Source organism: Paraburkholderia phymatum, from assembly GCF_040965635.1.
GTDB classification, from domain to species: Bacteria; Pseudomonadota; Gammaproteobacteria; order Burkholderiales; family Burkholderiaceae; genus Paraburkholderia; species Paraburkholderia phymatum_B.
The window spans coordinates 1-14,005 of sequence record NZ_JBFRCH010000045.1; the positions used below are offsets into that span (position 1 = coordinate 1).

13 protein-coding genes are annotated in these 14,005 nt (G+C 62.1%); 9 read left to right on the forward strand and 4 right to left on the reverse strand.

Annotation, left to right across the window (positions count from 1 at the left end):
* Positions 1–39 precede the first annotated feature (39 nt).
* Positions 40–225 (forward strand): hypothetical protein, encoded by a 186-nt coding sequence (locus tag AB4Y32_RS36265; protein ID WP_368725893.1) that lies wholly within the window; start codon positions 40–42, stop codon positions 223–225.
* Positions 226–937: 712 nt separating this feature from the next.
* Here AB4Y32_RS36265 and AB4Y32_RS36270 read toward each other — a convergent pair.
* Positions 938–1,342 (reverse strand): hypothetical protein, encoded by a 405-nt coding sequence (locus AB4Y32_RS36270; RefSeq protein WP_368725894.1) that lies wholly within the window; start codon positions 1,340–1,342, stop codon positions 938–940.
* Between the two features lie 361 nt (positions 1,343–1,703).
* Between AB4Y32_RS36270 and AB4Y32_RS36275 the strand changes: the two genes are divergently transcribed.
* The 3 genes from AB4Y32_RS36275 to acs all read left to right on the forward strand — a co-directional run bounded on the left by AB4Y32_RS36275 (position 1,704) and on the right by acs (position 4,870).
* The gene (locus AB4Y32_RS36275) at positions 1,704–2,165 is read left to right on the forward strand and encodes a universal stress protein (protein WP_368725895.1); all 462 of its coding nucleotides are present in this window, start codon (positions 1,704–1,706) and stop codon (positions 2,163–2,165) included.
* Between the two features lie 107 nt (positions 2,166–2,272).
* On the forward strand, positions 2,273–2,851 hold the full coding sequence (locus AB4Y32_RS36280; protein ID WP_368725896.1) for an acetate uptake transporter: 579 nt from the start codon (positions 2,273–2,275) through the stop codon (positions 2,849–2,851).
* Positions 2,852–2,929: 78 nt separating this feature from the next.
* Positions 2,930–4,870 carry an acetate--CoA ligase gene (acs, locus tag AB4Y32_RS36285; protein ID WP_368725897.1) on the forward strand — a complete coding sequence of 647 codons (1,941 nt, stop codon included), beginning with the start codon at positions 2,930–2,932 and terminating at the stop codon, positions 4,868–4,870.
* Between the two features lie 270 nt (positions 4,871–5,140).
* Here acs and AB4Y32_RS36290 read toward each other — a convergent pair whose 3' ends face one another.
* Positions 5,141–5,452 carry a high-potential iron-sulfur protein gene (locus tag AB4Y32_RS36290; protein WP_342938591.1) on the reverse strand — a complete coding sequence of 104 codons (312 nt, stop codon included), beginning with the start codon at positions 5,450–5,452 and terminating at the stop codon, positions 5,141–5,143.
* Between the two features lie 454 nt (positions 5,453–5,906).
* Between AB4Y32_RS36290 and AB4Y32_RS36295 the strand changes: the two genes are divergently transcribed.
* Complete coding sequence (locus tag AB4Y32_RS36295) at positions 5,907–7,727, forward strand: chloride channel protein (RefSeq protein WP_368725898.1); 1,821 nt, start codon at positions 5,907–5,909, stop codon at positions 7,725–7,727.
* A 46-nt stretch (positions 7,728–7,773) separates the two neighbouring features.
* Here AB4Y32_RS36295 and AB4Y32_RS36300 read toward each other — a convergent pair whose 3' ends face one another.
* Both AB4Y32_RS36300 and AB4Y32_RS36305 read right to left on the reverse strand, forming a co-directional pair.
* Positions 7,774–8,088, reverse strand: coding sequence for a hypothetical protein (locus AB4Y32_RS36300; RefSeq protein WP_368725899.1), 315 nt, complete (start codon positions 8,086–8,088; stop codon positions 7,774–7,776).
* Positions 8,089–8,332: 244 nt separating this feature from the next.
* Complete coding sequence (locus AB4Y32_RS36305; protein ID WP_368725900.1) at positions 8,333–9,148, reverse strand: DNA-binding transcriptional regulator; 816 nt, start codon at positions 9,146–9,148, stop codon at positions 8,333–8,335.
* Positions 9,149–9,364: 216 nt separating this feature from the next.
* On the opposite strand from AB4Y32_RS36305, the gene AB4Y32_RS36310 reads away from it, so the two are divergent.
* Genes AB4Y32_RS36310 through AB4Y32_RS36325 form a run of 4 tightly spaced genes read left to right on the forward strand, consistent with a single transcriptional unit; the run spans position 9,365 to position 14,005 of the window.
* Entirely contained in the window at positions 9,365–11,212 is a 1,848-nt protein-coding gene (locus AB4Y32_RS36310; protein WP_368725901.1) for a bifunctional 3-(3-hydroxy-phenyl)propionate/3-hydroxycinnamic acid hydroxylase, read from the forward strand.
* 1 nt (position 11,213) lies between these two features.
* Entirely contained in the window at positions 11,214–12,209 is a 996-nt protein-coding gene (locus tag AB4Y32_RS36315) for a 3-carboxyethylcatechol 2,3-dioxygenase (protein ID WP_368725902.1), read from the forward strand.
* Between the two features lie 30 nt (positions 12,210–12,239).
* Positions 12,240–13,025, forward strand: a complete 786-nt coding sequence (mhpD, locus tag AB4Y32_RS36320) for a 2-keto-4-pentenoate hydratase (RefSeq protein WP_368725903.1) — start codon at positions 12,240–12,242, stop codon at positions 13,023–13,025.
* 17 nt (positions 13,026–13,042) lie between these two features.
* Positions 13,043–14,005 carry an acetaldehyde dehydrogenase (acetylating) gene (locus AB4Y32_RS36325; RefSeq protein ID WP_368725904.1) on the forward strand — a complete coding sequence of 321 codons (963 nt, stop codon included), beginning with the start codon at positions 13,043–13,045 and terminating at the stop codon, positions 14,003–14,005.

Here is a 14,005-nt window from a genome sequence, read left to right on the forward strand (position 1 = left end):
CCCGCGCAAAGCGCCTGCGGCGCGACCAAATGAACCGGAATGACCATTTTCATTGGTGATTCGGAAAGTTTACGCATGCGCCATCGCAATCAGTCGCGTTTACTCGGCTTGATCAGCATTGCCCTAAACGAAAAAATGAGGCTTCATTTTTCTTCATTGCCGGTGGAAACCGCGCTATCCGCTGTCTCGAGTGTTGCCCTGGCACCGACATGTCAGCCATTCTGAAAATGGCAATCCATCCGCGCTGCAAGGCGCCGACGGTCGATTCGTGCTAGCCGGGTCGGGCGGCTGCAATTGCAAGGCCCGGGCAGCGTCTCGAAGTGGTCTGTTTCGATAATTCCTGCATCGGCGCGGTCAGCGCGTGCAAGCTTGTCATGCCGCTTCGCCACGCGTGTCAATGGCTCCCGATGACGGAGACCGTGCCAACGAGGGGACTCCATTTTCTACGCCGGGGATATCAATTCAGCGAGATTGTGGCGCAATATGAGTGTGCTGCAACCGTCGTCGAAGGTGGAGGCAGGCGTGGCAAACTTTCCTCGGCTCGAGCTGTTGTGCCGGTTATTCCTCGGTTTATTTGTGGGCTTTTCCTGCGTAACTGCTGCCCTTTTCTCGCGCTACATCACATTGGCGAACCAGCCGTCGCAAGTCACCGTCGTGCAGTCGAAAAGCGCATCGCAAGCCTTGCCGGGAAGTGCTCCCGCAGTCCAACTTTCATCTGCTTCGCAACATCAATCGACAATGCCTTCGCGAGATACTGAGGAAAAGACACTCATCGCGTCGTCGACCTCCACAATCGTCACATTCATCGCGGCTGCCGTGACCAACTTTCTGAACTGGTGGAAGGAAAGGGCGAGGGCCGGGGCGAGGGCGAGCAGATCAAAGCGGGACGCGTCGCGCTAGTTCGGCGAACCGGCAAGTTGCGACTCGATACGCGACGTCAGCTGTGCGACCTCGTCCGCATGCCGCCCACGCCAACTTTGCCACGCCCGATTTTGCGAGGCGCGGGACGGCCAGCGCGCGGTTTCTTCCTGGAGGCGGCTGTGAGCGTCACGTGATCGGCGGGGTAGTAAGTCGCCCTGTGTGCCGCTGAGCGACAGACGGGAGGATGCCGTTTGAGCGCGAGCTTGACGCTCTTCACGCCGTAAAATTTTCCACTGCCCTTGAGCAGGTTCCCAAGCAGAACCGACAACTGATTGTCATGTGGGACAGGGGCGTTCTGCGATCCGCTCTGGTCGAACCAGACGTCCGCACGCACGATCACAAACCGGGCGCCGTTGACGGTGACATATCTTGCCTTCCCGCCGAGCCCGTCGTCGGGATTCTTGGCCACGATCGCCATCATGGACACCTCACGCGTGATTCCAACGCCGATAGTCTAGCCCCGTGCAGCGATCAACGCCGATTGCCACGTACCAACATGTTTTTCGTTACGGGCGAAACGGTTTCTTGTCGGGTCGCACGGGAGAATGCAGCGCCTGTGCCGTCATGGATCGCAAGAAATAGACACCGCATCGATTTGCATGACTGATTATTAAGCATACCTTTGATACCATAGATATATCATGCCGTGACATATTGCCTATAATGGACATAGGCGGGCGATTTTGCGTTCGATACGTCCCTGCATTCGAGCTACATTAAGGTCCAGCGCATCGCGTAGCAGGAAGACGCAGTTGACCGGCGCGTGACAAAGAGGAGCGGCAATGGCCTCGTTCAAGAGAGTGCTGCTGTGCTACGACGCGACTCGTGAGGGGCGCCAGGCGCTGTGCGAAGGAGCGGAACTGGCGCGGCAATCCCGTGCGCAAACGCATCTGCTTGCTGTGCTGGACCGGTTGGATCAGCGGCACGGCGCAGACGCTATCACGGCAGTGCCGCTCGGATCGGCAGAGCAGGCGGCGAAGGACATACTGGATGAAAGCGTGACCCGTCTGCGCGAGTTCGGCCTTGAGGTGACTGGACACTTCGTCGTGGGAAATCCGATCGATGAAATCGCCCGTTGCTGCAACGAACTGAAGCCCGATCTGGTCGTGCTCGGGCATCATCGCAGAGGCATGTTCGCGCGTTGGTGGGACGGGCGCGACGACAAACGGTTGCTTGACCGCCTGTCGCGCGCGGTACTCGTGGTGCACGCGCAGAAGGACATCGAGGCAGCCGCCGTGTCGTGATTACGGCACGCGGCCGGGTACGGCGGCAGCAGAAGCGCTTGCCGCCCCCGCCGCGAAGGTCTTGGCCTTGGTAATGTAATCGGAAACAACGACCATGGAGGCAAATCATGGGTGGCAATCTTTCCAACCCGGCGCCCCTCGGACTCGCCGGATTTGCATTCACGACGTGGATGCTCAGCATGATCAACGCAGGCTGGTTCAATGCCGATTCACTGGGTCTGGTACTGGCACTGGCGTTCGCTTTTGGCGGCACCGCGCAGATGATCGCGGGCGTACTCGAATTTCCGCGCGGCAATACGCTCGGGACGGTCGCGTTCCTCAGCTATGGCGCGTTCTGGTGGTCGTTTGCGCTGTTCGTCGCGTTTCTCGGCACGAAAGTGCCTGAAATGTTCGTCGGCTGGTACCTGCTGGTCTGGGGTGTGTTCACGTTCTACATGTGGATTGGCTCCATGCACACCAGCACGTCCGTGCAACTCGTGTTCCTCGCACTCTGGATTACCTATCTGCTGCTCGCGATTGGCGCGTGGACGGGATCTCTTCTCGCGACCCATCTCGGCGGTTATACCGGCCTGATTACGGCCTTGTTTGCGTTCTATGCATCCGCGGCGATGGTGATCAACGAGAGCTTCGGGCGTACCGTGCTGCCTACACACCCGTACGTAGAACCTCATCCGCACGCAGCATAGCGGATCGGCGCCGGCGGGGCGGTGTGCCCAAGGGCGCCTCCGCCGGCATGGCAGCGCAACGTCCTCGAGGAGGAAGCCATGTCTGAGCATCAACTCTTTCCTGTGCCCGCGGACTGGGCAAAGAATGCGTGGGCCGACAAGGATCGCTATGAAGCGATGTACCGCCGCTCGACTGACGATCCGGAGGGCTTTTGGGGAGAGCACGGCAAACGTCTCGACTGGATCAGGCCATACACGCGCGTGAAGGACGTTTCCTTCGCCAGCGACGACCTGCACATCCGCTGGTTCTACGACGGCACGCTGAACGCGTGCAGCAATTGCCTCGATCGACATTTGCAGACGCGCGGCGATCAGACTGCGATCATCTGGGAAGGCGACGATCCCGCCATCAGCCGAACGCTGACCTATCGCGAACTGCATACGGAAGTCTGCAAGTTCTCGAACGTTTTGAAATCGCTCGGGGTCGCGCGGGGCGACCGTGTGACGATCTATATGCCGATGATCCCTGAAGCGGCCGTGGCGATGCTTGCGTGCGCGCGCATCGGGGCCATTCACTCCGTGGTGTTCGGCGGCTTCTCGCCCGACGCGCTTGCAAACCGCCTTCAGGACTGCGCTTCGAACATTCTGATCACCGCCGATGAAGGCGTGCGAGGCGGTCGCACGATACCTCTGAAAGAAAGCGCCGATGCGGCGATGGACAAATGCCCCGAGGTCAAGACGTGCATCGTGGTGAGGCGAACGGGAGGCAAGACGGGATGGCGCGAAGGCCGTGATCACTGGTACGGGGATCTGATGAATCAGTCGCCGGCCGAGTGTCCGCCGGAGGAAATGAATGCCGAGGACCCGTTGTACATCCTCTACACGTCGGGCTCGACGGGCAAACCGAAAGGCGTCGTGCATACCACGGGCGGCTATCTCACGTATGTCGCGCTCACGCATCAGTACGTGTTCGACTATCACGATGGCGACGTCTACTGGTGCACGGCCGATGTCGGCTGGGTGACGGGACACAGCTATATCGTCTATGGTCCCCTCGCGAACGGTGCGACCACGCTGATGTTCGAAGGCCTGCCGAACTATCCGGACAGTTCGCGATTCTGGCAGGTGTGTGACAAGCATCGGGTACAAATCATCTACACCGCGCCAACCGCAATCCGTGCGCTGATGCGCGACGGAGACGGGCCGGTCAGAAAGACATCGCGCAAGTCGCTGCGGCTGCTCGGCACGGTAGGCGAGCCGATCAATCCGGCAGCATGGCTCTGGTATTACGAAGTCGTCGGCGAAAAGCGGTGCCCCGTGATCGACACATGGTGGCAAACGGAAACCGGCGGCATTCTGATCACGCCGCTGCCCGGCGCGATGATGCTCAAGCCGGGAGCGGCCACGCGGCCATTCTTCGGCGTGCAGCCGGCGCTGGTCGGCGAGAAGGGCGAGGTGATCGAGGGGGCGGGCACCGGCAGCCTGTGCATGCTCGACTCGTGGCCCGGACAGATGCGTTACGTGTACGGCGACCCCGATCGCATGCGACAGCAGTACTTCAGCCAGTTCGAAGGCATGTACTACACCGGGGACGGTTGTTATCGCGACGCGGACGGCGACTACTGGATCACTGGGCGGATCGACGACGTCGTCAACGTTTCGGGGCATCGGCTTGGTACTGCCGAAGTAGAAAGCGCACTGGTGACGCATCCCGATGTCGCCGAGGCAGCGGTAGTGGGTTATCCGCATGCGCTCAAGGGGCAGGGCATCTACGCTTATGTGACGCTCAAGGTCGGAGTCAAGCCGGAGGAGGCATTGCGCAAGACGCTGGTGGCGCTGGTGCGCAAGGAAATTGGCCCGCTCGCCAGCCCGGACTTCATCCAGTGGGCACCCGTGCTGCCGAAGACACGTTCAGGCAAGATCATGCGTCGCATCCTGCGCAAGATCGCAGACGGCGACTACGACAATCTGGGTGACGTCTCGACACTGGCAGATCCGCGCGTCGTCAAGGAACTGATCGACCATCGGATAGCGCATTGAAACGGTGGCGCTATGAGCTTTCTCGAAGTTCAGCGCCGCTCGACAGATCGTGATGGTCTCGCTACGGTCCGTTGCAGTTGACCGGTCTGAGCGCGCAGCGCTGCAGTCCTATCGTGGCCAGAACGCATGCAGCGAAGGCGATCAGATCGGTGATCCGGGCCATCTGCCACGTGGATGGAAAGAGAAGTTGGACGGCATCGGCATGGATGCTGGTGGCGGTGACGTACATGCGAGCGGAAAGCACCCGGCCATGCATCGCCGCCGCCAGACTCAGGCCTTTTTCACGTAAGCGTTACACCATCCCTTTGCATCGACCAGCTTGCCGCCATACGTCGGACAAGGGCCCATGGCCGAGCCGGGCTTGCCCTGATAGAGCTGGCAATTGGCGCAAGTTTGTCCGGTCTGATAGTGAGGGAACTTGGTCTTGTCTACTTTCGCGGCGTCCGTCTTGTAGCCAAGTGCCTGTGCAGTCGGATCGTTCTCGGCAAGCACAGGGGCGTCAGCTCGCGACTCAGTGGAGAGAACCGTCGTCGATGCGACGGATGCGGCAAGTATCATGAAACGCCGGCGGGAGAATGACATGATATGGATTCCTATATGTGGTGAAACAGACATGAGAAGGCGTGTCGCCTTTTCCGGTCACATCGACTCGTCCCCTGTCAGACCATGAAGAAGCACTTAGCATACGCCGTACCTAACCGTCGAAAAAACGAGCGTCGTCCGCGAGCGATAAACCGCGTTCGGCATCCTATCCAAGATGTCTCGAAGAGCGAGCTTGTAACGCTGGCATCAACGAACAAATAAGGCGATGACATCGCAGGCGAAGTGAACGTCATGATCAGCCGATCGATGTCTCTGAATGTGATGATGGCGCGTTCGCTTTCGCCAAATGCCTGAGCGTTTTGCCCCCATTCGGTCGGAGTTGCACTACAGCCCGTTTTAGTAACTGCCGCTCATTGGTTCAGCGTAGTACATCACGATATGATATATATGACGCTTGAACGCTACATTTTTCGGCGATCTGGCAGGGGGAATCATGGGCGAGCAGAGAGAGCACAAGGGCGATTTCGCAACCGATGTCCGACTTCTGCGGATCAGCGCGATCGCTGCCGCGGGTGGCGTACTGAGCACCATAGCCGCCGACTTCCTGTTGCATCTCATCCGCTTCTTCACGAACCTGTTTTTCTTCCAGACGGTATCGACGGCGAACCATTCTCCTTCGCAGAACACGCTCGGGCTGTTCGTTGTCGCGGCACCCGTGATCGGCGGGCTGCTGGTGGGATTGATCGCCCGCTTCGGGTCGGAGCAAATTCGCGGTCACGGCATACCCGAAGCGATCGAGGCGATCCTGTTCGGCAAGAGCAAGATGTCGCCGAAAGTGGCTGTCCTCAAGCCGCTCGCCTCGGCGATCGCCATCGGCAGCGGCGGACCTTTCGGCGCCGAAGGCCCGATCATCATGACGGGCGGCGCGATCGGCTCGCTCGTCGCGCAGTACTTCCATTTGTCGAGCGCGGAGCGCAAGGCGCTGCTGGTGGCGGGCGCGGTGGCGGGGATGACCGCCGTGTTCGGCACGCCCGTTGCAGCCGTACTGCTCGCGATCGAGTTGCTGCTATTTGAGCTGCGCCCTCGCAGCCTCTTGCCCGTCGCCATCGCGTGTGCGGTAGCCGGATTCACGCGGCCGCTGCTGTTGGGAAGCGGCCCACTGTTCCCTCTGCAAACGATGCCGCTCGGGCCGGTCGGCATCGTATCGTCGGCCATCGCGGGATTGATTGCCGGCGCTCTGTCCTGGGGCTTATCCACGTGGCTCTACAAAGTGGAAGATCTGTTCGGCAGGCTGCCTGTTCACTGGATGTGGTGGCCGGCGCTGGGTGCCATCGTCGTCGGCATCGGCGGATATTGTCAGCCGCGCACGCTCGGCGTCGGATACGACGTCATCGGCGATCTGCTGCAAAACCACCTTGCTGTGCAGGCCGTAATCTCAATCGTCCTTGTCAAGGCAGTCATCTGGGTCATTGCGCTGGCATCGGGCACGTCGGGTGGCGTGCTGGCGCCGTTGCTGATGATGGGCGCCGGCGTAGGCGCGCTTGCCGCGCCTTATATGCCCGGTGGCGAACCCGCCGTGTGGCCGCTCATCTTCATGGCGGCCGCGCTTGGCGGCATGATGCGCGCGCCCGTGATGGCGGCCGTGTTCGCGTTCGAACTGACGGGCGACGCCAACGCATTGCTTCCGTTGCTGGCGGCGGCGGCTGTCGCTTACGGATTTACGGTGCTGCTCATGCGGCGCTCGATTCTCACGGAGAAGATTGCCCGCCGTGGTTATCACATCTATCGCGAGTACAGCATCGACCCGCTCGAAAGACATTACGTCGACGAGGTCATGACCCGCGCTGTGCAGACAATCGATGCTGACGCTAGCGTCGCAGATGTACTTCGCGACTATTTCGGCGCGGGCCAGAAGTATCGCGCCTATCCCGTTCTCGCTTCGGGTGTTCTCGTGGGCATGGCGGACCGTGCGCTGCTCGATCGTATTCCGCTGGCAAAAGCCGATAGTCCGCTCGGCTCATTCTTCGCGCACGCACGGCCCGAGATCGCGCTGCCTGGCGAGACGTGCAGGAACGTGGCCGCGCGCCTGGCCATCACGGGACTCGACCGCGTTCCGGTGGTCGAAAGCGAGAACACGTACCGTCTGATCGGCATCGTATCGCGACACGACCTCGTCAAACCGTCACTGTCGGTGTTCGCCGAGGAGCGACAACTCGAGCAATTTCGCCGCGTGTGGATTGCGCGCCGCGAGCGCTTTGCGCCGACCAACAAGCGACAGGATGCGCCCGGCGAGCATGCCGACGTGGAGCGCTAAAGGAAACATTCCAATGGCGATGACCACCTGCGGGTTTCATCCGCGATCAATACCCGTAGCCGCCCTGACAAGGCACATAGGCGCGTTGATAGCTGTCGTAGCAAGCGGCTGGCGGCGGTTGTGTATAAACCGGTTGTGCATAAGCGGGTTGCTGATAGACGGGCTGTCCGTACGTCGGCTGAGCATTCGCGATCGACGTCACGAGCGCGCCGAGCACCGCGCCCCCGATGAGCGCCCCCACAATCGCGCCTCCATCGCCGCCGCCGTGACCATGGCCCCAGCCGCCGCGCCCGTGCGCCGATGCCTGCTGGGCCACCGACAAACTACCGATTACCAACAAGACAAGTGCTGCGCGTTTCATAAGACTCTCCGTTTTCCGTTTGACGGGTTCATGGAGATCATCCTAAGCAGGCGCCAATGAAATAACTTATGCAGTTGGTAACGGCGCATTTCAAATATTACAATGCCGCGTATCGGCCAATTCTGCGGCAACCATAGCATCGGCATAGCTTCGGGGCGGTACCACTCTTACGACCCAGCCAGCGAGTTATGCTGCAGCCGGCTACGATCGTTTCACTAGCTCACCGTCCCGGCCATTTCGGTCTTTACGAACCATCGCCGGCGCGCGACTTTTGCTCGACGGCATCGAGCGCCGTCACCATCTCGGCAGCCGCCTTCTGCAGTTCCGGCACATAACGCCGCGTCGCGTCCGCAAGGCTCAACGCGCGCGACAGAAACACGACATTCAGGCTCGCGAGCACGCGCTCGTGCGACACGATCGCCACCGCGACGGCGCTGATCTTCGCCTGTGCGGCCCAGTCCCCATGATTCGAACCGAAGCCGTCATCGCGCACGCGCTGGACGAGACTGCGCACGAGCGCATCGTTCTTTGCAAGCGCCTGCTGTTCCTCTCCGCCCGCGCCCGAGCGCAACAGGTCGAGAATATCCTCGCGCTCCTCATCGGGGCACATCGCAAAGTACGCGCGTCCCGCCGCCGTCAGAAGAATGGGAAGGCGCCGTCCGACCATCGCGCGATGAAACGAGAGCTGGCTGAAGCGATGCGTCGTCTCGCGGATGATCATCGCGTCGCCATCGGGTGTCGTGAGGTCCGAAGGCCATGCGACGCGTTGGAGCAGTTGACCCATGATCGGCGGCGCGACAGTCGCGATCCGTTCGGTATCCGTGAAGCCTTCGCTCAACGCACGCACGGCGAGCGTCAGCCGAAAGCTGTCGTCGGAATTGCTTCGGCGCACGAAGCCTTCTTCCATCAGCGTTTCGAGCAGGCGACGCACTGTCGTGCGATGCAGGCCCGTGATGTCCGCGATCTGCTGGCTCGTCGCGCGGCCGTTTTCCATCGCGTTCAGCGCCTTCAGCACCTGTAGCCCGCGCGCCAGTCCCCTCACGTTCGCGTACGTCGTCACGTTAAAAACACCTTTGAATTCAGCAATGTGCATTCTATGCACATTTTCGAGATTTTGTTGAGGGCGTAGCGGGGCGGCCCATAGACTGCCATCAAAACCTGAACGGACAACGCGGCGCACCCGCCGATGCTGTTCCGCGCAGTCCCGCATTCGTTACGCACACATGCGTGACGGTGCGCAAGAACATTCAACACCATCGCGTGGATGGAGACAGTCATGAGTTCCGCCTTCGATACGGCGGCCGGCAACGGTCGCGCTCACCTCATCGAAACCGACGTCGCGATCATCGGCGCGGGCCCCGTCGGCCTGATGATCGGCAACCTGCTTGGCTTGCAGGGCGTGCGCGTCGCAATCATCGAAAAGCTCGATCAGATCATCGACTATCCGCGCGCGATCGGCCTCGATGATGAAGCGCTGCGCGTGTTCCAGTCGGTCGGTCTCGCCGACGAACTGCTGCCGCACACGACACCCAATCACTGGATGCGCTTCACGCTGAAAGGCAAATGCTTCGCGTCGATCGAGCCGCGCACCGACGAATTCGGCTGGCCGCGCCGCAACGCCTTCATTCAACCGCTCGCGGATCAGATCCTGTACGGCGGCCTGAAGCGCTTCGAGCACGTGCAGACGCTGCTCGGCCATGCCATCGACAGCTTCGCGCAGGACGACGAAGGCGTGACGATCGAAGCCACCGATTCAAACGGTGAGAGAAAAACGATCCGTGCCGCGTGGATGGTCGGCGCAGACGGCGGCAACAGCTTCGTGCGGCGCACGCTGAACGTGCCGTTCGTAGGACGCACGAAGCCGAACCAGTGGATTGTGATCGACGTGCGCAACGACCCGATCGGCTCGCCGCACATCTATCTGCATTGCGACGCGAAGCGTCCATACGTGTCGGCCGCGCTGCCGCACGGCATCCGCCGTTTCGAGTTCATGGTCATGCCGGGCGAAACGGAAGAGGAACTGTCGAGGCCCGAGAACATGGCGGCGCTGATGCGCGACGTCGTCGCGGAACCGGACAAGGTCGACTACATCCGCAAACGCGTCTATACGCACAACGCGCGGCTGGCGAGCACGTTTCGCATGAAGCGCGTTCTGCTCGCGGGCGATGCTGCGCACATCATGCCCGTGTGGCAAGGGCAGGGCTACAACAGCGGTATCCGCGATGCGAGCAATCTCGGGTGGAAGCTCGCGATGGTCGTCAAGGGACAGGCTCGCGATGCGCTGCTCGACACGTACACGACGGAGCGCCGCGCGCACGCGCGCTCGATGATCCATCTGTCCGAAGTGGCGGGCGATATTTTTGCGCCGACCAGCCGCGTCGGCATGAAGATGCGCGACGCGTTCGTGCGAACCTTCAACGTCTTGCCTTCCGTTAAGCGCTATTTCGTCGAAATGCGTTTCAAGCCGATGCCGCGCTATGAAGAAGGGGGCGTGCTCACGAGCAAACGGGAGCGGCGCGATGGATGGCTCGCACGTGCGCTCGCCAAAGCCGGGCATTCCGCGCCAGGGCGTCTGCTTGGTTTGATGAGCGAGAAGCGCGAGTCGTTCATTGGACGCGTCGTGCATGGGCGCGATCCTTCCGCGGCGACGCCCATCGGCCGCATGTTCATCCAGCCGCTCGTGCGGCTCGAAGACGGCAGCATCGTGCGTCTCGACGATGCGGTCGGCAACCGATTCGCGATGGTCGGCTGGGGCGCGGACCCAACGTTCGGACTGACGCCCGAAGCGCGCCGCATCTGGACATCGATTGGTGGCTGCTTCGTGATCGCGAAGCCCGATCCGCAACTGAAGTTTCATGACGATGTGCCCGAAGGCGTGATTGCAATCGGCGATATCGACGGGCGCATGAAGGACTGGTTTGCACGCGTGCCGGAGTCGGTGGTGCTGTTGCGGCCCGATCGCTTCGTCGCGGGGATGTGCTCGCCGCAGCGCATATCGGAGCATGTCGTGCGGCTCGCCGACAAGCTTTCGTGGCCGGGCGTTGTCGCGAAGTGCGAAAGCGATGAGCGCGCGATGCCGGAAGACACGCTGCCGGCGCGCGAATCCATCGCAGCGGGAGCGTGACATGACGAAGATCCAGCTCGAATGCATGTCGCACACGCCGCTGCACGGCTACTTCGATCCCGCGCCGGAAGTCGTCGCCGAAGTGGAGCATGTGCAGCGCGCAGCGCAGGATCGGGTCGCCGCGTTCGATCCCGAACTGGTGATCGTGTTCGCGCCCGACCACTACAACGGCTTCTTCTACGACGTGATGCCGCAGTTCTGCATCGGCGTGAACGCGACCGCGATCGGCGATTTCAACAGTCCCGCCGGACGGCTGCCCGTTGCGCACGAAGCAGCGCTAGCACTCGCGGACGCCGCGTTGACGAGCGATATCGACGTCGCCGTGTCGTACCGGATGCAGGTCGATCACGGCTGCGCGCAGGCGCTCGACGTGCTGACGGGCGGCATCGATCGCTATCCCGTCGTACCCGTGTTCATCAACTCGGTCGCGCCGCCGATGGCGTCATGCCGGCGCGCGCGGCTTTTCGGCGAGGCGATAGGCCGCTTCGTCGCGCAAATGGACAGGCGCGTGCTGCTGATCGGCTCGGGCGGCATTTCGCACGAGCCGCCCGTGCCGGAGATCGCGGGCGCGGATGCCGTGGTCGCCGAATGCCTGATCGCGGGACGCAATCCGTCACGTGAATCGCGCGATGCGCGCCAGGCTCGAACAGTCGCCGCCGCCACGTCATTCGCTGCCGGCGACAGCCATCTGCACGCACTCAATCCCGCGTGGGACCGCGCGTTCCTCGATCTGCTCAAGAGCGGCGAAGTCGCGGCGGCTGACGGCTTCACCAACGATGCGATCACGCGCGAAGGCGGCAAGTCCGCGCATGAGATCCGCACGTGGGTCGCGGCATTCGGCGCGCTCGCGGCGTGCGGACGGTATGAAGCATCGCTCGATTATTACCGGGCGATTCCCGAGTGGATCGCGGGCTTCGGCGCGATGCACGCGCGCTCGCTCGACGATCAGCACGCGGCGCGGCATGTGTCGATCGCCACGACGCGCGCGATTGCATGACAACAGATAACCGATAACAGGAGACTTCCCATGATGAACCAACAAGCCGCTCAGTCGATTGCTGCGCGCCTGCGAGAAGCGGAAGCGTCGCGCCAGCCCGTTGCGCCCGTGCGCACGGAAATCGCAGCCGACGACGACGCCTTCGCTTACGCGGTCCAGCAAGCCAATGTCGATCTGCGCTGCGCGAACGGCGAGCGGATCGTCGGCAGAAAGATCGGGCTGACGTCACTGGCCGTGCAGCAGCAACTGGGCGTCGATCAGCCCGATTTCGGCACGCTGTTCGCGTCGATGGCTTACGGCGATAACCAGCCGATGCCGCTCTCGACGCTCATTCAACCTAAGGTGGAAGCGGAGATCGCGCTCGTGCTCGAACGCGATCTGACGGCGGACGAGCACACGTTCGCGGACCTGATCGGCGCGACGGCCTATGCACTCGCCGCGATCGAAGTGGTCGACAGCCGCGTGCAGAACTGGGACATCCGCTTCGTCGATACCGTCGCGGACAACGCATCGAGCGCGCTCTTCGTGCTCGGCAGCCGGCCCGTGCCGTTGCGCGACGTCGACCTGACGGCCTGCGCGATGACGCTTGCGCAAGATGGCGAAGTGCTGTCGCGCGGCAACGGCTCGGCGTGCCTCGGCAATCCGCTCAACGCGGCGGCGTGGCTCGCGGACCGCATGGTGCAGCTCGGCACGCCGCTGCGCGCGGGCGACATCGTGCTCACGGGCGCGCTCGGCCCGATGGTGGCCGTCAGGCAGCCGGGCACGTACACGGTGCAGATCGAAGGACTCGGCAGCGTGCGCGCCGCGTTCGCCTGATTCATACGGAGACACAGATGGCAATGGACACATCCAGACGCAAGGCCGCGATCATCGGCTCGGGCAACATCGGCACGGATCTGATGATCAAGATCATGCGCCACGCACAGCATCTCGAGATGGCGGCCATGGTCGGCATCGATCCCGCATCCGATGGCCTCGCGCGCGCCGCGCGCCTGGGCGTTGCGACCACGCACGAGGGCGTCGAAGGGCTGACGCGGCTGCCCGTTTTCGATGAGATCGACTTCGTGTTCGACGCGACCTCGGCGGGCGCGCACGTGAACAACGATGCGTTCCTGCGCAAGCTCAAGCCCGGCATCCGCATGATCGATCTGACGCCCGCCGCGATCGGTCCGTACTGCGTGCCAGTTGTCAATCTCGACGCGCATCTCGATGCGCCGAACGTGAACATGGTCACGTGCGGCGGCCAGGCGACGATTCCAATGGTCGCTGCCGTGTCGCGTGTCGCGAAGGTGCATTACGCGGAAATCGTCGCGTCGATCAGCAGCAAATCGGCGGGACCGGGCACGCGCGCGAATATCGACGAGTTCACCGAGACCACATCGAAGGCGATTGAAGCTGTCGGCGGCGCGGGCAAGGGCAAGGCGATCATCGTGCTGAACCCCGCCGAGCCGCCGCTGATGATGCGCGACACCGTCTACGCGTTGTCGGAGGCGGCGGACCGTGCGCAGATCGAAGCATCCGTCGAGCAGATGGCAGCGGCCGTGAATGCGTACGTGCCCGGCTATCGCCTGAAGCAGAAAGTGCAGTTCGACGACATTCCCGCCGATGCGCCGCTCAACCTTCCGGGCCTTGGACGTTTCAGCGGCCTCAAGACGTCGATCTTCATCGAAGTGGAAGGCGCCGCGCATTATCTCCCCGCCTATGCGGGCAATCTGGACATCATGACTTCCGCTGCGCTCGCGACGGCCGAGCGCATGGCCATGAGTTTCGCCGCGCTCGCGAATGCAGAGGCGTGA

What these genes read in the sequence shown, in the direction of transcription:
- AB4Y32_RS36295 (WP_368725898.1), top strand. Translation starts at nt 5,907, where the DNA reads ATGGGCGAGCAGAGAGAGCACAAGGGCGATTTCGCAACCGATGTCCGA.
- AB4Y32_RS36325 (WP_368725904.1), top strand. Translation starts at nt 13,043, where the DNA reads ATGGCAATGGACACATCCAGACGCAAGGCCGCGATCATCGGCTCGGGC.
- mhpD (WP_368725903.1), top strand. Translation starts at nt 12,240, where the DNA reads ATGATGAACCAACAAGCCGCTCAGTCGATTGCTGCGCGCCTGCGAGAA.
- AB4Y32_RS36280 (WP_368725896.1), top strand. Translation starts at nt 2,273, where the DNA reads ATGGGTGGCAATCTTTCCAACCCGGCGCCCCTCGGACTCGCCGGATTT.
- AB4Y32_RS36290 (WP_342938591.1), bottom strand. Translation starts at nt 5,452, where the DNA reads ATGTCATTCTCCCGCCGGCGTTTCATGATACTTGCCGCATCCGTCGCA.
- AB4Y32_RS36310 (WP_368725901.1), top strand. Translation starts at nt 9,365, where the DNA reads ATGAGTTCCGCCTTCGATACGGCGGCCGGCAACGGTCGCGCTCACCTC.
- AB4Y32_RS36315 (WP_368725902.1), top strand. Translation starts at nt 11,214, where the DNA reads ATGACGAAGATCCAGCTCGAATGCATGTCGCACACGCCGCTGCACGGC.
- AB4Y32_RS36270 (WP_368725894.1), bottom strand. Translation starts at nt 1,342, where the DNA reads ATGATGGCGATCGTGGCCAAGAATCCCGACGACGGGCTCGGCGGGAAG.
- acs (WP_368725897.1), top strand. Translation starts at nt 2,930, where the DNA reads ATGTCTGAGCATCAACTCTTTCCTGTGCCCGCGGACTGGGCAAAGAAT.
- AB4Y32_RS36265 (WP_368725893.1), top strand. Translation starts at nt 40, where the DNA reads ATGACCATTTTCATTGGTGATTCGGAAAGTTTACGCATGCGCCATCGC.
- AB4Y32_RS36275 (WP_368725895.1), top strand. Translation starts at nt 1,704, where the DNA reads ATGGCCTCGTTCAAGAGAGTGCTGCTGTGCTACGACGCGACTCGTGAG.
- AB4Y32_RS36300 (WP_368725899.1), bottom strand. Translation starts at nt 8,088, where the DNA reads ATGAAACGCGCAGCACTTGTCTTGTTGGTAATCGGTAGTTTGTCGGTG.